Origin of the sequence: Saccharopolyspora sp., assembly GCF_017434145.1 — a bacterium.
Lineage (GTDB): Bacteria > Actinomycetota > Actinomycetes > Mycobacteriales > Pseudonocardiaceae > Saccharopolyspora_C > Saccharopolyspora_C galaxeae.
In genome coordinates this window covers 1-4,235 of the sequence record NZ_JAFRFW010000170.1, presented here as the reverse complement: position 1 = coordinate 4,235, position 4,235 = coordinate 1, and the positions used below count along the sequence as shown (strand labels likewise).

General features: G+C 72.2%; 1 protein-coding gene. It reads right to left on the bottom strand.

All coding sequences use genetic code 11. The features are described 5' to 3' along the window. On the bottom strand, nt 1–4,235 hold a 4,235-nt coding region (locus IJH84_RS04800; RefSeq protein ID WP_295140718.1), incomplete at both ends, for an SDR family oxidoreductase.

Genomic DNA, 4,235 nt, shown 5'->3' with positions numbered 1-4,235 from the left:
CGGCGTCGCCGAGCGCTTGCACGGCGATGGTGGTCAGCGCGAGCCCGGCAGGCACGTCCGGCGCTTGCTCGCCCTCGGCGAGCGCGAGCAGCGAGATGACGCCCGCGAACCCGGAGCCGTCCGGGAATCCGGCGTCCGCGGCCTCGGTCCGCAGCCGCCAGGCCAGCTCGGCCCGGTCGGCGCGATGCACCTCGACCCGAGCCACGTCGGCGCCGAGCGACTTCAGCGCGCGATCGGCCGCATCGGCACCTTCCGGAGCGAGCAGCAACCACGTACCGCCGCTGACAGGTCCGTACCCGGCGATTTCGTTGCCAAGAACCGGTTTCCAGGTCGGCCGGTAGCGCCAGGCATCCGCAACGGCGTTCTCCTGCCGGTTGCGGCGCCAGGTCGAGAGCGCAGGCAGCATGGCGTGCACGGTCTGCTCGTCGAGGTCCAGGGCGTCGGTGAGCGCCGGGGCGTCGGCGCGCTCGACAGCGTCCCAGAACGCGGCGTCCGCGGAGTCGGACTGCGCGGGCTGCTCGGCGGTGTGCTCCGGCCAGAACCGTTCGCGCTGGAAGGCGTAGGTGGGCAGGTCCACGCGCCGCGCACCGGTGCCGCTGAAGAATTCCGCCCAGTCGATCGGGATTCCGCGAACGTGCAGGCTAGCGAGCGCGGTGGTGAGAGCCTCGGCTTCACCCCTGTCCCGGCGCAGCGCAGGCACCAACAGCGCGTCCGCGCCGGTGGTGTCGCGGGCCATCCCGGACAGCACGCCGTCCGGGCCGAGTTCGAGGAAGGTGTGCACCCCCGCCTCGGTCATCGCCCGGACACCCGCGGAGAAGCGCACGGCCTCGCGAACGTGGCTGACCCAGTAGTCCACGGAGGACAGCTGCCCCGGCTCGGCCAGTGCACCGGTCACATTGGACACCACTGGAATCACCGGATCCCGGTAGGTGATCTCCCCTGCGACGCGGCGGAATTCGGCCAGCATCGGTTCCATCAGCGGCGAATGGAAGGCGTGGCTCACCGCCAGGTGCTTGATCCTGCGGCCGTCGCCCTCGAGCCGGGCCGCGATCGCCTCGGCTTCGGCGGAAGCACCGGAGATCACGACGGAATCCGGCCCGTTCACCGCGGCCAGCGATACCTGGTCGGTCAACAGCCCGCGCACTTCGTCCTCGGTGGCCTCAACCGCGATCATCGCGCCACCGCGCGGCAATTCCTGCATCAGCCGACCGCGGGCGGCGACCAGCTTGCAGGCGTCCTCCAGCGAGAACACCCCGGCCACGTGTGCGGCCGCGACTTCGCCGATGGAGTGCCCTGCCAGCTGATCGGGCAGCGCGCCGCACGACTCCACGAGCCGGAACAGCGCCACTTCGAGCGCGAACAGCGCGGGCTGCGCGTAGCCCGTCTCGTCCAGCAGTGCGGCATCGGCCGAACCGGACTCGGCGAACAGCAAATCGCGCAGCGGCCGGTCCAGCTCGTCGTCCAGTCGCGCCAGCACGTCGTCCAGTGCTTCGGCGAACACCGGGAAACGGTCGTAGAGCTCCCGCCCGGCCCCGGCGCGCTGGCTGCCCTGACCGGTGAACAGGAACGCCAGCCGACCGGCGGATTCCTTGCCGCGCACCAGATTCCCGGCGGGCAGGCCGTCCCGGAGCGCCGTGAGCCCGGCCCGCAGTTCCGCGGAGTCCGCGGCGATCACGGTGGCCCGGTGCTCGAACCGGGACCGCGAGGTCGCCAGCGAGAACGCCAAGTCCGCGGGGTGCACCGAGCCGGCGCCTTCGACGTGTTGCAGCATCCGCGCGGCCTGAGCCCGCAACGCACCCTCGGACCGGGCTGAAAGCACCGCGGGCACAACCCCGTTCACCGGCTCCACGGCCGGTTCCACCATCTCAGGAACCTGTTCCAGGATCGTGTGGGCATTGGTGCCGCTGAGCCCGAACGAGGACACCGCGGCCCGGCGCACCCGCCCGGTCTCCGGCCATCCGGCCTGCTCGCGCAGCAGCTCGATCGCGCCCGAGGACCAGTCCACGTGCGAGGACGGCTGGTCGACGTGCAGCGTCGGCGGCAGCGAGCCGTTGCGCAGCGCCAGCACGGTCTTGATGACCCCGGCGACGCCGGAGGCCATCTGGGTGTGCCCGATGTTCGACTTCACCGAGCCCAGCAGCAGCGGCTCCGAGCGGTCCTGCCCGTAGGTCGCCAGCAACGCTTGCGCCTCGATCGGATCGCCCAGCGCGGTACCGGTGCCGTGCCCCTCGACCGCGTCCACATCGGACGGCTCCAGCCCCGCATCGGCCAAAGCGGCCCGGATCACCCGTTGCTGCGAGGGACCGTTCGGCGCGGTGAGCCCGTTCGAGGCGCCGTCCTGGTTGATCGCGGACCCGCGCACCACGGCCAGCACCGGGTGTCCGTTCGCCCGCGCGTCCGACAGCCGCTCGACCAGCACCAAGCCGATGCCTTCGGCCAAGCTCATGCCGTCGGCGGAGTCGGAGTACGCCTTGCAGCGCCCGTCCGGCGCCATCGCCCGCTGGCGGCTGAACCCGACGAACGCGCTCGGGGTGGACATCACCGACACGCCACCGGCGAGCGCCATCGAACTCTCGCCGTTGCGCAGCGATTGCACGGCGAAGTGCAGCGCCACCAGCGAGGACGAGCAGGCGGTGTCCAATGTGACCGCCGGGCCCTCCAGGCCGAACAGGTAGCTCAACCGCCCGGAAAGGATGCTGGAGAGCGCCCCGGTGATCATGTGGCCTTCGGAGCCGTCCGCGGAGTTGGCGTCGTAGTCCTGGTAGCTGGCGCCGATGAACGCCCCGGTGCGGGTACCGCGCAGCGCCGCCGGGTCGAGCCCGGAGCGCTCGAACAGCTCCCAGGTGGTCTCCAGCAGCAGCCGCTGCTGCGGGTCCATCGCGAGGGCTTCACGCGGTGAGATGCCGAAGAACTCCGCGTCGAACTCCGCCATGTCGTGCAGGAATCCGCCGTACGTCGAGTAGGTCTTGCCCTGCCGCTCCGGGTCGGGGTCGTAGATCGCAGCGGCGTCCCAACCGCGGTCCGCGGGGAATCCGGAGATCACATCGGCACCGCCGGTGACCAGGTCCCACAGCTGCTCGGGCGTGTTCGCCCCGCCCGGGTAGCGGCAGCTCATGCCGACGATGGCGATCGGCTCGTCGTCGACCGCCCGCTCCCCGCCGCGTTCGGTGTCCATTTCGGACTGACCGGCGAGCAGGCCGCGCAGGAACTCGACCAGTGCCAGCGGATTGGGGTGGTCGAAGACCATCGTGGTCGGCAGCGCGAGCCCGGTGGCCGCGGCGATCCGGTTGCGCAGGTCGACCGCGGTGAGCGAGTCGAAGCCGACGTCGCGGAACGCGCGCCGCTCGCCCAGGGCGTCGGAGGAGGTGTGCCCGAGCGCGGTGGCGGCTTCGGCGCGCACCAGGTCCAGCAGACGGCGTTGCTGCTCGGCGGCGGTGAGTCCGCGGAGCTTGCCTGCGAACTCGCCACCGGCCGCCGGGCTCTGCACCTCGGCGGCGAGCCTGCGGACCTCGGGGATCTCGTCGAACAGCGTGGTCGGCCGGGCGGTGCTGAAGACCGGATGGTACCGGTCCCAATCCACGTCGGCGACGGCGAGCGCGGCTTCGTCCTGCTCCAGCGCTCCGCGCAGTCCCGCCAGTGCCAGGTGCGGCGGCATGAACACCAGACCGCTGCGGCGAATCGCGTCCGGATCGACGCGGCCGAGCTTCTGGTCGTCGGCCCAGATGCCCCAGGAGATCGAGGTGGCGGGCAGGCCGCGGGCGCGGCGGTGCTCGGCGAGCGCGGCCAGGTAGGCGTTGCCGGCGACGTAGGCGGCGTGCTGACCGCTGCCCCACAGGCCCGCGGTGGAGGAGAACAGCACGAACGCGTCGAGCTGGTCGTCGTCCAGCAGCTCGTCCAGCAGCTGGGCGCCGCCGACCTTGGCGCGCAGCACGTCGGCGAAGGACTCCGGGCTCGCCTCGTCGATCGGCTCCAGCCCGATGAACGCGGCGGTGTGCAGCACGGTGCGCACCTCGCGGCCCGCATCGGCCAGCTGCGCGAGCAGGCCGCGCACGGATTCGCGGTCGGCGAGGTCGCAGGGCAGCGCCTCGGCCTCGGTGCCGAGTTCGGCCAGTTCGGCGACGAGCTCGGCGGTTCCGGGCGCGTCGGCGCCGCGGCGGCTGGTGAGCACGATGTGCTCGGCGCCCTGCTCGGCGAGCCAGCGCGCCACGTGCGGGGCGAGCGTGCCGGAGCCGCCG